Raw genomic sequence first — 14,595 nt, 5'->3', positions numbered from 1 at the left:
CACAAAACACAAAAAGGCCTGCTAAGCAAGCCTTGAAATCTCTCTAGAAAGAGAAATAATCCTGACTTACTTATTGTTAGGTGTTCCGGCACCTTGTAGAAACATCACGCCCATTCGTGAAATAAATAAGTAATTCAATTAGTGTGCATCGCCATTCCATATAGAATTCTTAACGATCACATAGTCAACGTGTTTCAAATCTGCTAATTTTCGGCCTCCTGCATAAGAGATCGAACTTTGCAAATCTTGTTCCATTTCTGTCAAGGTATCTTGCAAATGACCCTTGGCAGGCAATAAAATCTTCTTGCCTTCGACGTTCTTATAAGCGCCTTTTTGGTACTCTGAAGCAGATCCATAGTACTCTTTGAAAGACTCTCCATCGATCTCTACTGTTTTACCAGGACTTTCGATATGACCTGCAAAAAGAGAACCAATCATGACCATAGACGCCCCGAAACGAATCGATTTGGCAATATCACCATGGGTCCGAATCCCACCGTCCGCAATAATTGGCTTACGCGCTGCTTTTGAGCACCAGCGAAGGGCAGCCAATTGCCAACCACCTGTACCAAATCCAGTCTTCACTTTGGTGATACAAACCTTACCAGGGCCGATTCCGACCTTAGTCGCATCAGCTCCCGCATTTTCTAATTCACGAACAGCTTCAGGAGTTCCAACATTTCCAGCAATGACAAAGGTATCTGGCAATTCTTTCTTGATGTGTTGAATCATCCGAATGACACTATCCGCATGACCGTGTGCGATATCAATAGTGATGTACTCAGGCGCATCTGCCTTTAATTGACTCACAAAGTCGTATTCGTATTCCTTAACACCAACCGAAATGGAAGCGATCAAACCTTGATCATGCATGCGTTTGACAAAAGGAATCCGACCTGCTTCATCAAACCGGTGCATGATATAGAAATACCCACCACGCGCCAACTGCTCTGCTACACTCTCATCCAAGATCGTCTGCATATTAGCCGGAACGACTGGAAGCTTGAAGGTATGCTTTCCAAATTGGACGGTTGTATCTGCTTCTGACCGGCTATTGATGATACATTTGTTGGGAATCAACTGAATATCTTCATAGTCGAAAATAGGAAATTCATTTAACATAGATTGAAAAATCTCTTTTCTAAAAACTGACCTACCTATGCGCAAGCGCATCGCTACGTCTCTTGACGTTTCCTTGATAGATTATACCAAAGATACGGACCTAATGCAATGGGAATGATTTTATAGGAAATAACGTTCGGAAATTACAAGACAAAAACCCGTTTCAAAAAGAGAAACAGGTTTTATTTATGAACATTTTGGAGCCAATTGTTCACTTCTCTAGCTACAATTTCAGGCGCCTCTGTATACAGTTCGTGCCCCAAACCATCTAGCAAGACTTGCTCGATCTGGGGATCTAGTTGCTTCAGAGCTTCTTTTCTCCATTCAGGCTCTTCTTGGTATCGAGGCCCGATAAATAGGACAGGCTTGTCTGCAACTGAAATCTGGTTAGCTTTGATCTGACGCCGTAGACGCAATAAGGCCATGACCTTTTCGAGATCCAGATTTAATTCATATTGTTCACTCACTGGATTCCAACGATAGCTAGCCTCTACTGCTTTTCGCGCTATAGGAGTAGGATCTGCTCCATCACCAAGTTCTGATAACACAGCCTCTTCTAAAGTCGCAAAAACTTGCTGCTTCATGAAAGACGCCGTTCCTTCTAGTTCTTCTTCAAGAGGCAGGATCTTTTCCATATCCAGATACCCCCCATCCAGGAGAATCAAAGCCTGAATCTGAGGAAACTCACTAGCCAGATAACGAGCCAAATCTCCACCTAAGGAATGACCCAATAAACAGATTTCTCCCACCTGGCCAACCCGACCTTGGAACCAATCACGAAGATCGTTTTCTGTCTGAATCATTTCCCTATAGGGATCTAGAAAGGTCACAGGAAAGCCTAGCTCATCAATAAGTGGAGCCAGATGGTAGCTATTGCTACCGAGGCCACCAATAAAATAATACTGCATGTGTTTTGTCCTTTCTTTTTCATTCTATTTCATTGGTTAGCGCTACTCTCTCGCGTCTCCTTTATGGAGTTCCGTATTATAAACAATTTCTGCACCAGGGCTTCCTTTATCATCCTTTACGACTCCTATTAACTGACCATCTTCTACTAATAATTCAATATTTTCATCTGTACTACTTGCCTCTGTGAGTATAGCTCTCTTAGGCAAATGCTCCTCATTTGAAACGTCTACAGGTTTGCCATTTGAGTCCAGTAACTCAATGACTTCATTGCCACCTCCATCAAAATCAAGAACAATGTCTGAAATCAATCCATAACTTAATGGAATAAATTTCTTTATTTTATCTCCCAGAGTAGCTTTATTTCCATACTTGTCATAGATCGTCGGACGCACATAGGCATTTGAGAATGTTGACCCTTCTTCAGTAACGTAGATTGGGGAGAACTCAATCTTCTCAATCCCAGTATAGTGTTCTTTGATGTAGGTTCCGATTTGTTCTTCTAGCAAAAGAAAACCATGCTTATAGAGCTTTGTTGTTTTCGGTCCAAGATTCGGCTTCGTTAGTTTATTGTAGACAAAGTAACTACCGGATAGGATGAAAATTAAAATAGCAATGATCTTTACCCACTTTCTGCTCATCAGTCGCTCCTCCTTCTATCTACTTCAGTATAGCATATTTGGTTGGCTTTCCATCGCTATTCCTAACGAAACGGAATATAAAGATTTGAAATGTGGCGAAATTTTAAAGCATTTCACAGTCTCATGAAATACTTTTAAACTGTATTATTTTTATATGAATAGAAGACTAGTTCCTTCAGTTTTCTTGGTCTCTTCAATCCAATATTGCTCCTCTTTGGGGATCAAATGATCAAAACGTCCTGAAAAAAACTTCCATCCGTTTGGCACATATCTTTCGTAGTTTTTCATCCCCAGATGGTTTGAATAAAATTCTTCTTTATCAAAATCGATGAAAAGATCCGGAAGCAAGGCTTTTCCTTCCAGAATAATCTCTGAATTCAAGTTCTCCTCTTCCATTGAACGTTTGATCATTGAGATCAATTCTTCAACCGTCACCTTCAGCCAATCATCTTTATACATTTCTAAGTAGCTCTCAAGATTGCTTTTTGTAATCACATGAAGATTCTGCTGAATCTCAGGTAAATAGGAGAAATCAACATCCAGACCTGCTTCCTGGTATGCCTGAATATATTTATCGATATCCATTGTCCACATTTCGTTTGAACAAATATACCAGTTAAACTGATGATTTGCAATAACCCCAACAATATTTATTTCTGGTTTCTCTATCAATTGGTCTTTATTCACTAGTTTTTTCTCCCCTTCTCCTATCTACTTGTTCCGAACTGACAATAGGACTTACTTACCAAACATTATATATCTATGATACCGAATTATATTTTGACAAGCAAGTTAATGACCGAGTCGCTAACAAAAAAGCCAGCTAAAAGGGTTTAGCTGACTGATGTCATATCTAATAAATCTTTCTCTGCTCGATCATCTAGCAGAGAAAGCAAGTATCCCACATTCTCTTATATTCTATAAAACAAAAAAGCACTCTGCAAAAACAGAGTGCTATCGTCTTTAATACTTTATATTCCGTTCGACAAACTTGAAGTTGTTTACTTACAGTACTCCTCTATTTTGTAGCTATATTCTTTTAGAAGTCCCCGTGAATAAATTTTTTTATTTTTTGAATCTCTAACTTCATTCCAAAGGATAGCCGCAACTTTTAACTTGTTGGAGTAATGATTGCTAAATTCATCGGCACAAAAGTCTTTTAGAAATTGATTCCATTGGCAAGCTGAATTATCATACTTGGCGTAGTCTGACTCTCCATAGTATATTTTAATCATATCTTGGATTGTAAAATTTATGTTGTTGTCCCGTTTTACTTTTCTCCAAGCAGTTGCCATATCAGCATTAAACTTAAACGGATTAACACCTGTTACAGCTGAAAAATAATCACGAAATTTCTGATTAAAGGAAAACCCACATTCAAGTAATGATGTATTTAGGGTTATTATTTCGGTTTGATTTTTGTTTCTTTTCCTCAAAACTTTTTCTACTCTATTTCCCCTAAAATATTGTTCTATAATATGATTTAATTCTTTTTTTGTACATCTGTATTCTAATCCAAGGTACTTACAAATTTGTGAAAGCTCTTCTCGATACCAGTAGTATCTGTTAAATTCTTCAAATGATTTTATATCTCTAAAATCAGGTCTATGTTCTTCCAAATGCTCGCCTCTACAACTCCAAATTTATCTCATTATACCATAGATAATAAAAGTCATATCAATTTATACCCATGCCACATAAAGCTATAACAGAATATATTACAATCTTGTAATTACTGTATTTCTATTAAGCTTAACATTCTTTTAAAATAAATAAGAAAAACAAACGATATAGTCCATCACTAGTAACAAGAAATACTAGAAGTTGAAAGATATAAAAACATTTAAATGGAAAGCATAGCAATAAACAAAACAGTCAGTAAAACGATGGTTTTGTTGTGTTGTTTCACTTGCTTTCTAATTTCCTCTTTTGACTTTATCCGCAGACGCCCTTTGTATTTTGATTTAGTAATGGAACTTCTAATAAGTTCGCTGACGTTCGTACTCACTTAAGGAAAGTTTTTTATATGACTTTATCTTCAATCTGAGACCGTTAAAACCTCTTTGTTTGAATCTTTCTAACTGAATTGGACACAAAAAATCCACTCACTCAGGGTGAAATGGATTGTTTCTTTATTAACGGTTCAACAAGAAATTGAACAATTTTTCGACAATTTTTACGACCAACCAGCATAAGAATCCGATATAGCTGAAATAGAAAATGAGTGACAAAATCGTAATAATCATGGTTTCCTCCTTCGTCGATTGCAAGTACTTGTCTTATTATACCTTTTTATGCAATCGAACTCAATAGAATTTTGAAAATTGTCTGATTATTCTTTTTCTTCTTTAGCTTCTTTGGTGTCTTGATCGGCTTCTTCACTGCCTTTGTTGACAGCTGTCTTAAATTCAGCAAACATTTTGCCGATGGATTGGCCCAACTCTGGTAGGCGTTTTGGTCCAAAAATCAAGAGGGCGCCCAGGATGATGATGATCAAACCTGGTGCTCCAATATCACGTAAAATTCCCATTAGTTTCTCCTTTTTCTTGAATAGATGACTTTACTGATGGCGACACTGACTTCAAATAAGAGGATCAAAGGGAGTGTCATGGCCAAGTCACTGATAAAGTCTGCAGGGGTTAGCACGACGGCTAAGACCAGCAGAACAAAGTAAGCGTAACGTCGGTAGGTTATTAAAAACTGTGGTGTCAAGATCCCAATCGAGGTCAGAAAAGCGACCAAAACTGGTAACTCAAACAAGACCCCTAAAGGCAAGGTGGTGTGCCATAAGAAGGTTAAATAATTTTGTGCCGTCAATTGGGTATCAAACAGCCCTTCTCCCAAGCGCATCAGGACCTCTAAAATAGCTGGACTGACAAAGAAATAACCAAATGCAAGCCCCAGTACAAAGCAAATAAAGCTAGCTGGGATGTAGGCAAAGACTGCACGCGCCTCTTTCTCCTTCAAAGCCGGCCTTACAAATTGCCAAACCTGGTAGACAATAAAGGGCAGGGTCAGGCTAAAAGCCGTGAGATTAGCGAGCGCTACATAGATCCAGAGGATATCATTCGGTCCCAGTACCAGCAGTTTTTGATGGAAGCTAGCAGTCAAGGCTTGGTAGAGTTCTCCACCAAATACAAAAGCCACCAGAAAGACGATAATATAACATAAGACCACTGCGAACAATCGTTTTCGAAATTCGACCAAATGTTCAACAATGGTCATTTCATCTGCTCTACTCTTTGTCATGTTGTCTCACCGTAACGAGTGCGATCAAGGCCACAAAGATTCCTTGAGGAAGAAGAACTTCCCAGCTTGGATAGATGCCCGCCCAATCGATGGTTGGAAGTCCATTGACCAAATGGCTAGGGAGGATATTGGTCAACTGCAGGGCGTGAATGCTGACACCGAGCATCTTGAAGGCCAAGGCGTAAATCAACCACGTCAAAATGAAAAAGATTCGATGAGGTTGGATAGCTTGACTAGCCTTAGTCATAGCCACTGCAATGATGATGAGAACAGCTATAGCAAGCCCGATTCCCAGTAAGAAATTCGCGGTTGTAATCCGTGGAATGATCCCGACATAAAAGAGAATGGTCTCAGCCCCTTCACGAAAGACTGCTAAGAAACTGAGGGCAAACATCGAGACAAAGCTTCCAGTAGCCGTCACGGTCTTCATCTGACGGTCCATAAAGGCATTCCACTGTTTGACAGAGGACTTGCTGTGGAGCCAAATTCCTATGAGAATCATCATGACCACAGCGAAAATTCCAACGCCACCTTCAATGATTTCCCGGTTAGCCCCCGAAGTAACGGCTGGAAAAGCTACTTGCAAAACAAGAGCGATCGCTGCACTGGCAAGAACACCAGCAATGGCTCCACCGTAGACCCATTTGAGGCCTTTCCTCATCTTAGCGGCCTTAAGGGTCGTCACAAGCGCCATGACAATCAGCAGCGCTTCTACTCCTTCACGCAGAAGAATCAACATGGCATCAAAAGCGTTGTAAGAAGCTGTAGTATCGATCGCAGACAGGTCCTTGATCAAGGCTTGTAATTTCTCTTGATAGGACTTTTCTTTCCCCTTGACCATAATGACCGGGGATTCACTTTCTACGCGCGTGTAGAGACTGGGATTGGTCGTGCTAACATCCCCTTCGATAGTTGGCCAGATCGTGATGAACTGCTTCATAGTCGCTGCAGCAGACTTATCGTCGCCGGATTGGAATTGGCTTTGCGCCTTCTCCAAAAGCTTGATCCCATCGTTCAACGTCAAATCCGTACTGGCACTGCTAATGGCTTCTCCTTTTACAAAGGCATCAATCCCATTTTTGAGGTCATCATAAGAGGACTGGATGTTGGTGAAATCGGTAGGCTCTGTTTCAATGCTACTGCGTAAGAGCGAAATAGCCGTCTCGATTTTGCCATAGTAGGCTGTGCTGTGATCTCTTACCACCGCTTCGTTTCGCGTCCATGTGTTATTGAGATCTGCATAGGTTTGACGGGTTTTATCCAGATCCTTAGCTGTAATGGCCTCTTGTAGGTTCTTAAAATAAGGTGAGAGGCGACTCACGAGTTTGTCTTTTTCCGCCTCTAAATCGACCGGATTTTGCTCTTTTTCAAAAGTGAGCAAGGCTGATGAGATCTTGGTAAGATCCTCTTTTCTTACCTCCCCTTTTATTGCTAAGGCTTGGCTAACTTTTTTCCCTGCCTTGGAATCATGGTGGTCTTTTGATTCAAAATCAGACTGAATCGCAGCGATTAATGCCTTGGCCTTATCCTGATTCTTATTTTCTACAGCGGTTGTTGCATCCGTGATCTTGATAAAGAGATCGCTATAAGAGTCCGCAGCCACTGGATGAGTCCAGAACAAGGCAAGAAGGCCTAATAAGATCAAGAATTTATTCAAAGAGTGCTTGACCAAGGTACCCTCCTTTCTCAACGCCTGCAAAGCAAGCAAAGAGTCCACTTCCGATATGGGTGATGTACTCGTTCATTTTGTCTACTGCGCCTAAGTTGGTTTGGATTTTGACAAAGCTGTTCGGATCCTTTTGAAAGGCGATAAAGATCAAGCCAGCATCAAATTGCCCAGTCTGTTCATTGATGCCATCCGAATAGGAATATGACCGGCGTAAAATCGGTCGATCCACTTCTTTGGCCAAACGGACATGTGAATCTACTGGTAGTTTAGATAAATCTACTTCATCAAATTCGTTGGTTTTACCAAAGGGAGCACCGGACTCCTTGTAGCGACCAAAGGTGTTTTCTTGCTCCTGCAAATTGGTTCGATCCCAAGTTTCCAAGTGCATTTGCACTAGGCGAAGAGCCATATAAGAACCACCCTTCATCCAATCCTTGCTGTCAGTCCAGACGACCTTGTCAAAGTCTTTCTCAGTCGTGACATTTGCTGTTCCATCCTTGAAACCAAAGAGGTTGCGCGGCGTTTCTTTTCGGTCGCCAATAGCCGCAAAACCGGATTTGCTCCACTTCATGGTAATGGTATTTCGACCCTTACGAATCAGATTTCGCACCGCATGAAAGGCTACTTGCTCATCATCTGCACAGGCTTGAATGACGATATCACCACCAGTGTATTTGTCCTGCAACTGCTCCTTTGGAAATGGAGGCAAATCACGAAAGAGTTTCGGACGTTTGTACTCCAAGCCTAGTTTCTTTAGAAAGGAAGCCGAAACTCCAAAAGTCAAGCTCAAACGATAGGGGTTGAGTCCCACTGTTTCACCTGTATCTGTTGGTGGCAAGAGGGCATTCGAACCATCTTTTTTGACCAATTCTCCTTCGACTAATTTACTACTGTAATCGGTCCAGTCTTTAAAGAGCTGGATGACTTCTTTTTTGTCCGTCGTGTGAAGGTCTAACACCACCAAGTAGCAAGCCTTCTGCATGGCCGTTGTAATCCCTGCTTGGTGCTTGCCATAAAAGGAGATGTCTTCATCCCCATCATAAGCTTTTTTGCTGGAACTGTCTTGATTAGCGAAAAAAGCAGATGCACCAGAGAGGCCCAGCGCTAGACCAGCCCCTCCAATACCTGCTTTTTTAAGAAATTCACGACGGTCCATTTTTTTATCTAAAAATTTTTCGTCAGCCATTTTTCTTATTTCCCATCTAAAATCACACCCATTTGAGACAAGGGTTCACCAAGTTTGGTCACAGCTTCTGCCAATTCCTTGGTATCTTCCTTGGATAAGTCTGTGTAAGACTTATAGTTTGAATCATCTGTCATGTGTTTGTCCAATAGAGCATTGACATTTTTGAATTCTGCTTCCAAGGTTTTAACCAATTTAGAATCTTTTTTCTCAATCAAAGGTTTAAAGAGAGAGAAGATCTTTTCAGCCCCTTCAATATTGGCGCGGAAGTCGTAAAGATCTGTATGAGAGAAGACTTCTTCTTCACCTGTAATCTTTTGCGTTGCCACTTCATTGAGCAAATCAACAGCTCCGGTCAACATGATATCCGGTGTTACTTCTACTGTAGCAATTTTAGCTTTCAACTCCTTAATATCGTTCACCAGTTGGTCAGCGTATTTGTCTGTTCCATCTGTAGTATTGTTTTCCCAAAGGATACGCTCAATCCGGTGGAAACCTGACCAGCCATCTTCTGATTTATTTTCATCCACATAATCCACCAAACGGTAGTCGATCTTGACATCTGATTCTCCGAAGGTTTCAGCAATCGGTTCGGAACGTTCATAGGCCATACGGATCAAGGGATATTGCTTTTTAGCTTCTTCCAAATTACCGTCTTTTAGGGTAGCTCGGAATCCTTCTGTATCCTTGAGCAATTGGTCAATTTGCATTTCAACAAAGTCTTTGTATTCAGCTGTCGCATTGTCCAAGGTCTTCTGGTCAGCCTTTGACAACTGCACCGTTGAGCTGGTTTGCGTCTTTTGATTCGACTGTTTGCTAGTAGAATTCGCACACCCTGCTAAAAGAGCAACACTCAATAAGAGTAGACTATATTTTTTCATGAAAGACTTCTCCTCTTTTGTTCTTGGACTTATTTTACCAGAAGTTTTCTCATTTTTCAACAATTGTCTGAAAATTTAATAATAGAAAGACTTTTCTAAGAAACTGTCTTTTACAAAAGAATATCCTTGACTCGTCCAATTTCAGATTCTTTCACCACCACAAAGATGCTATCACCTAGATACAAGCGGGTCGCACCATTGACCGTATAGCTCTTGCCACTTCGCATTTGCGTAGTAATCAAAATATCTTGAGGGAGTTCGAGTTCATGAACTTGTTTCCCTGCAATCTTTTCGGATACAGGAATCTCAATCAAGGTCAACTCTCCTTCTTCTTGCGCCTTATCAGGTAAGAGTTGCTCCAGCATGGCTTCATAGACTGGCGCACCATGGAAGAGATCCATAATCATGTAAGCCAGCAAGGTGACCATACCCAGTGGCATTAAACTACGAATATCACCGACCATCTCTGTTACCAAAATCATAGCTGTTAAAGGAGCTTTCGAAATAGCCCCAAAATACCCACTCATTCCTAAAATAATGAAGAGAGGTAATTGATTTTGAGAGATAAAGCCAATATTTTGGAGGAAAGTTCCAACGATCGCGCCTAAAAGAGATCCTAAAGCTAGAATGGGCAAGAAAATTCCGCCAGGTAGACCACTACCATAGCTCAACATACTCCAGATAAACCGGATCGTAAAATAGAGAAGGATCGATAGAACTGGATACGGTACTCGAGCTAAATCCAAAACCAATTGGTTCCCGCCACCAAGAATTTGTGGAAGGAAATAGCCGATTGGAAGAATCGAGACAAAGGCAAATAAGGAAGAGTAATGAGAGGGAACATGAAAAATCTTTTCAAGTAAACGATACAATCGACCAATATTCAGCACCACTACTTCATAGACATAACCTGCTGCCCCCAAAAAGACTCCAAGAAAAAGGTAAATCCAGTACTGAGACAAATGGAGCGGCGGAATATTTTGCGGCATATGAAGTACGGGTGTTTGACCAAAGACATTGAGTGAAATAAAATTAGAAGTCAGACTAGCGGCCAAGGTCGAAATCCAAAAGAATCGAGAAAAATGATGGTAGACTTCTTCCACGACAAATAAAAGTCCTGCTATAGGTGCATTAAAGGCGGCTGCAAGGCCTGCAGCAGCTCCACTTGCAATCAAAGACCGCTCTTCAACTGGGCTGACCTTCAAATGATGGGCCACTCCTTTTCCACCCATAGCCCCTAATTGAATACTAGGACCTTCACGACCAAGCATCAAGCCACTTCCGATGGCCAAGACACCTAAAATATACTTCTTCCACAAGGTATCCCACCAGCTCACCGCCAAAAGACCCTTGAGCTCTGCTTCGACTTGCGGAATTCCCGATCCCTTGATATCCCGATTGGTGCTTATGAGACGACCAGCAATCAGTACGATCACCCCATACCCCAACAGCATCGCCAGCAAATAAAGTGGTTGACCAGACATCTCCTTGTAGACGCCTTGAACAAAATGAAAAATATGTTCGATTAAAAAGCGAAAACTAGAGACGACACAGCCCACAACGATCCCAACCAGAACACCTCTGACAATATGGGCCACAATCGAACTAGAGGCAAAACGAAATTCATTTTTTAAGGCTTCTTCTTTTTCAGACATTCCCTAACTCCTTCAAACTCTTATCCTATTCATTATACCTTATTTCACTGACTCTGAATACTTGGAAAGACAAAAAAAACAAAACTAGCACCGCTAGCTTTGTTTTTCATTTAGCCATTATTCAGCAGTTAAAGCTGCCATTGTGATGTAGTTATATGGTTTGTTGAAGTGTGGCAAGAAGAACAAGTCAGTCAAGGCTAACTTATCAATCGTCACGTGTTCTTGAATAGCAAGTGAGAACATGTGGATGGCCATTGAGATGGCGCTATCACGTGATACCATTTGAGCTCCAAGGATTTGACGAGTGTCTTTGTCATAAACAATCTTGATACCAACCTCATAGTTATCATGTTTAATAAATTCAGGTTTTTGAAGGTCATTGAAGCCTGTTTCAGTAGCATTGAAGCCGGCAGCTTTTGCTTTTTCAAGAGTCAAACCAGTTGAAACCATGTGAAGGCCATAGATAGAGATACCGTTAGAACCTTGAACACCGATTCCTTCCAATTCATGACCAGTCGCATTGTAGGCACCAACAATACCTGAACGAACCGCATTAGATGCGAGTGCGATGTAGCTCATTTCACCACGTGCATTGTCATAGATAGTCGCACAGTCACCAACTGCATAGACACCTGGAAGTGACGTTTCTTGTTTCTTATCAACAAGGAAGGCACCGTTGCGGAAGAGTTCAATCTTACCATCTGCAAGAGCTGTATTTGGACGGAAACCAACAGCCAAGATGACCATGTCTACATCGAAGGTTTCTTTATCGGTTACAAGACGTTCTACCTTACCATCTCCTTCAACTGCTTGAACAGTTTGTCCAAGAGCCAAACGGATGTTGTGGTCTTCCAAGTTTTTCGCCATGATGTCAGTAAAGTCTTTGTCATAGTAGCCGTTTAAGACAGTGTCTACGATATCCACCAAGACAACGTCTTTACCAAGACGTTCGAAAGCTTCAGCAAGTTCTACACCGATGTAACCACCACCAACTACGGCGATACGGTTCAAGTGTTTGCTGTTGTCTTTCAATTTTTCGATCACCTCTTCAGCGTTTTGGTACAATTTAACGAATTGAAGATTTTCAAGAGTTGCTTTGAATTCGCGGTTACCAGGAACGATTTCAACTCCTTTAATTGGAGGAATGATTGGTGTTGATCCAGTCGCAAAGATTAATTTTTCATAAGATTCTTTGTGTTCTTTTCCATCAACTTCTGCAGTTACCACTTTGTTGTCATAGTCAATTGAAAGAACAGGAGAGTTCATGTAGACTTTTGCACCTTTTGCTTCCAATTTTTCTTTGTCAGAGTAGAAGAGACCTTCTGGACCATCGATTTGCTCACCGATCCAAAGTGCCATCCCGCATCCAAGGAATGAAATGTTTGAGTTTTGGTCAAAAACCACAATTTCATTTTCATTTCCAAAATTATCTAACATAGTGTTGATACAAGCTGTTCCGGCATGGTTTGCCCCTACAACAACGATTTTACTCATAGAATAAATCCTACCTTTAATTAAAATTTACTTCTTGAGTATATCATAAAAATGATATCGGTTACAAGATATTTGCTCAATATTTGTGATCTTTTCTTCAAACCTTCTGAAAGCTTCCTCTCACAGCTTTCATAAAATGTCAAATAATTTGTCCGAAAGGATTGTGAAAACGGTCTCTATTTGGTATACTGTAAGTAAGTGAAAATTGGAAAGGATAGATTTTTAGTGGACCTAAGTAGTCGATCCGAACGTCTGATGGGAACCACCATCACCGTTTCGATCTGTGACCCACAAGCGGATGAACTCCTTACGCATTGCTTTGAACTTCTTCGTTCCTACGAACATCGCTTCAGTGCTAATGATGCAAGTTCTGAACTCATGGAAATCAATCACCAAGCTGGTATTGCTCCTGTTCGAGTTCATCCAGATCTTTTTGAACTGATTGCATTAGGTACCTTGCATAGTCAAGCTAAAAATAGCCATTTAAACATTGCTATCGGCCCTCTTGTGCAAACCTGGCGGATCGGATTTTCAGATGCCAGACGGCCTGCACCAGAAGAAATCGAACAAGCGCTTTTAAAGATCGATCCCCAGCAGATTCAACTAGACCAAGAAAACTATACAGTCTTTTTGAAACGTCCTGGAATGAAGATTGACTTGGGAGCTTTAGCAAAAGGTTATAGTGCAGATCTAATTGCTACCTATCTGAGAGGTAAGGGAATCAAGGATGCCTTGATCGATCTTGGAGGAAATATCCTAACCGTCGGTCAACACCCTGTTAAACAGCAACCTTGGCGGATTGGTATTCAAAATCCTGTCGAAAAAAGAGGAAATCACTTACTAGTCCTCTCGATCAAGGATAAGTCTGTTGTCACCTCTGGCATCTACGAACGTCATTTAGAAGTCGACGGCCAGTCGTTTCACCATATCTTTGATAGCGCGACAGGCTATCCGGTAGAGACAGACTTAGCCAGTATCACCATTATATCTGATCGATCCGTAGACGGGGAGATATGGACTACCCGCCTGTTCGGGGACTCTTCTACTTCTATCCTCAACACTATTGAATCACTTCCTGGTATAGAGACCTTATTGGTTTCACAATCAGGCAAGATCGCCTATACAAGTGGGCTTCAATCTTATTTATAATTCTGTTATCAGAAAGGAAATTTCCATGGTAAAACTTATTGCGATTGTGGGGACTAACTCCAAACGTTCTACAAACCGTCAACTGCTTCAATACATGCAAAAACATTTTGCTGATAAGGCTGAGATCGAATTGGTCGAAATTAAAGATATCCCTGTCTTTAACAAACCAGCCGACAAACAAGTGCCTGACGCTGTCTTGGATATTGTTGCAAAAATTGAGGAGGCTGATGGAGTCATTATTGGGACTCCAGAATACGACCACTCTATTCCAGCGGTCTTGATGAGTGCTCTAGCTTGGCTCTCATACGGAGTCTTCCCATTGTTGAACAAACCAGTCATGATTACTGGGGCATCATACGGTACCTTGGGATCTTCACGCGCCCAACTCCAACTCCGTCAAATCTTAAACGCTCCAGAAATTAAGGCGAATGTCTTGCCAGATGAATTCTTGCTATCTCATTCATTACAAGCCTTTGATCAAAATGGAGACTTAGTAGATTTGGATGTTATTCAAAAATTAGATGCCATCTTCAATGATTTCCGTGTGTTTGTAAAAATCACAGACAAATTACGCAACGCCCAAGAATTGCTTCGCAAAGATGCTGAAGAGTTTGACTGGGAAAACTTGTAAGATAGGAGACAGAAA

14 protein-coding genes and 1 riboswitch are annotated in these 14,595 nt (G+C 41.1%); of the genes, 2 read left to right on the top strand and 12 right to left on the bottom strand.

Going from position 1 to position 14,595, the window contains the following annotated elements; genetic code table 11:
- Positions 1–53: 53 nt before the first annotated feature.
- Positions 54–149: riboswitch (purine riboswitch) on the bottom strand.
- The 12 genes from guaC to nox all read right to left on the bottom strand — a co-directional run bounded on the left by guaC (position 139) and on the right by nox (position 12,800).
- Positions 139–1,122: a GMP reductase gene (guaC, locus tag HMPREF2926_RS01150; RefSeq protein ID WP_037599307.1), complete on the bottom strand. Its 984-nt coding sequence runs from the start codon at positions 1,120–1,122 to the stop codon at positions 139–141. Its footprint overlaps the riboswitch before it by 11 nt.
- 182 nt (positions 1,123–1,304) lie before the next feature.
- Positions 1,305–2,030: an alpha/beta fold hydrolase gene (locus tag HMPREF2926_RS01145; protein ID WP_070586192.1), complete on the bottom strand. Its 726-nt coding sequence runs from the start codon at positions 2,028–2,030 to the stop codon at positions 1,305–1,307.
- A 42-nt stretch (positions 2,031–2,072) separates the two neighbouring features.
- Positions 2,073–2,669 (bottom strand): hypothetical protein, encoded by a 597-nt coding sequence (locus HMPREF2926_RS01140; RefSeq protein WP_023918094.1) that lies wholly within the window; start codon positions 2,667–2,669, stop codon positions 2,073–2,075.
- A 150-nt stretch (positions 2,670–2,819) separates the two neighbouring features.
- Positions 2,820–3,356 carry a hypothetical protein gene (locus HMPREF2926_RS01135; RefSeq protein WP_023918092.1) on the bottom strand — a complete coding sequence of 179 codons (537 nt, stop codon included), beginning with the start codon at positions 3,354–3,356 and terminating at the stop codon, positions 2,820–2,822.
- A gap of 314 nt (positions 3,357–3,670) precedes the next feature.
- Positions 3,671–4,288, bottom strand: a complete 618-nt coding sequence (locus HMPREF2926_RS01130) for an SAP domain-containing protein (protein WP_023918090.1) — start codon at positions 4,286–4,288, stop codon at positions 3,671–3,673.
- Positions 4,289–5,001: 713 nt separating this feature from the next.
- Positions 5,002–5,199, bottom strand: a complete 198-nt coding sequence (locus tag HMPREF2926_RS01125; RefSeq protein ID WP_003007243.1) for a Sec-independent protein translocase subunit TatA/TatB — start codon at positions 5,197–5,199, stop codon at positions 5,002–5,004.
- Positions 5,199–5,918, bottom strand: coding sequence for a twin-arginine translocase subunit TatC (tatC, locus tag HMPREF2926_RS01120; RefSeq protein WP_070586191.1), 720 nt, complete (start codon positions 5,916–5,918; stop codon positions 5,199–5,201). The genes HMPREF2926_RS01125 and tatC overlap by 1 nt, the downstream gene beginning before the upstream one ends.
- Positions 5,905–7,590 carry an FTR1 family iron permease gene (locus HMPREF2926_RS01115; protein ID WP_070586190.1) on the bottom strand — a complete coding sequence of 562 codons (1,686 nt, stop codon included), beginning with the start codon at positions 7,588–7,590 and terminating at the stop codon, positions 5,905–5,907. Before HMPREF2926_RS01115 ends, tatC begins: the two co-directional genes overlap by 14 nt.
- Positions 7,568–8,773 (bottom strand): iron uptake transporter deferrochelatase/peroxidase subunit, encoded by a 1,206-nt coding sequence (efeB, locus tag HMPREF2926_RS01110; RefSeq protein ID WP_070586189.1) that lies wholly within the window; start codon positions 8,771–8,773, stop codon positions 7,568–7,570. The genes HMPREF2926_RS01115 and efeB overlap by 23 nt, the downstream gene beginning before the upstream one ends.
- Before the next feature lie 5 nt (positions 8,774–8,778).
- Positions 8,779–9,651 carry an iron uptake system protein EfeO gene (efeO, locus tag HMPREF2926_RS01105; protein WP_070586188.1) on the bottom strand — a complete coding sequence of 291 codons (873 nt, stop codon included), beginning with the start codon at positions 9,649–9,651 and terminating at the stop codon, positions 8,779–8,781.
- 110 nt (positions 9,652–9,761) lie between these two features.
- Positions 9,762–11,306 carry a ClC family H(+)/Cl(-) exchange transporter gene (locus tag HMPREF2926_RS01100; protein WP_070586187.1) on the bottom strand — a complete coding sequence of 515 codons (1,545 nt, stop codon included), beginning with the start codon at positions 11,304–11,306 and terminating at the stop codon, positions 9,762–9,764.
- A 117-nt stretch (positions 11,307–11,423) separates the two neighbouring features.
- Positions 11,424–12,800 carry a H2O-forming NADH oxidase gene (nox, locus tag HMPREF2926_RS01095; RefSeq protein WP_023918076.1) on the bottom strand — a complete coding sequence of 459 codons (1,377 nt, stop codon included), beginning with the start codon at positions 12,798–12,800 and terminating at the stop codon, positions 11,424–11,426.
- A gap of 225 nt (positions 12,801–13,025) precedes the next feature.
- Here nox and HMPREF2926_RS01090 point away from each other — a divergent pair, with 225 nt between their 5' ends.
- The gene (locus tag HMPREF2926_RS01090) at positions 13,026–13,949 is read left to right on the top strand and encodes an FAD:protein FMN transferase (RefSeq protein WP_256262997.1); all 924 of its coding nucleotides are present in this window, start codon (positions 13,026–13,028) and stop codon (positions 13,947–13,949) included.
- Between the two features lie 25 nt (positions 13,950–13,974).
- A complete protein-coding gene (locus tag HMPREF2926_RS01085) occupies positions 13,975–14,580 on the top strand; it encodes an NADPH-dependent FMN reductase (protein WP_045759417.1) in 606 nt (201 codons plus the stop codon).
- Positions 14,581–14,595 lie beyond the last annotated feature (15 nt).

Origin of the sequence: Streptococcus sp. HMSC078D09, assembly GCF_001813675.1 — a bacterium.
Classification (GTDB): Bacteria; Bacillota; Bacilli; order Lactobacillales; family Streptococcaceae; genus Streptococcus.
Note: the sequence above shows the minus strand (reverse complement) of the source record. Positions and strands in the feature narration are given on the sequence as shown.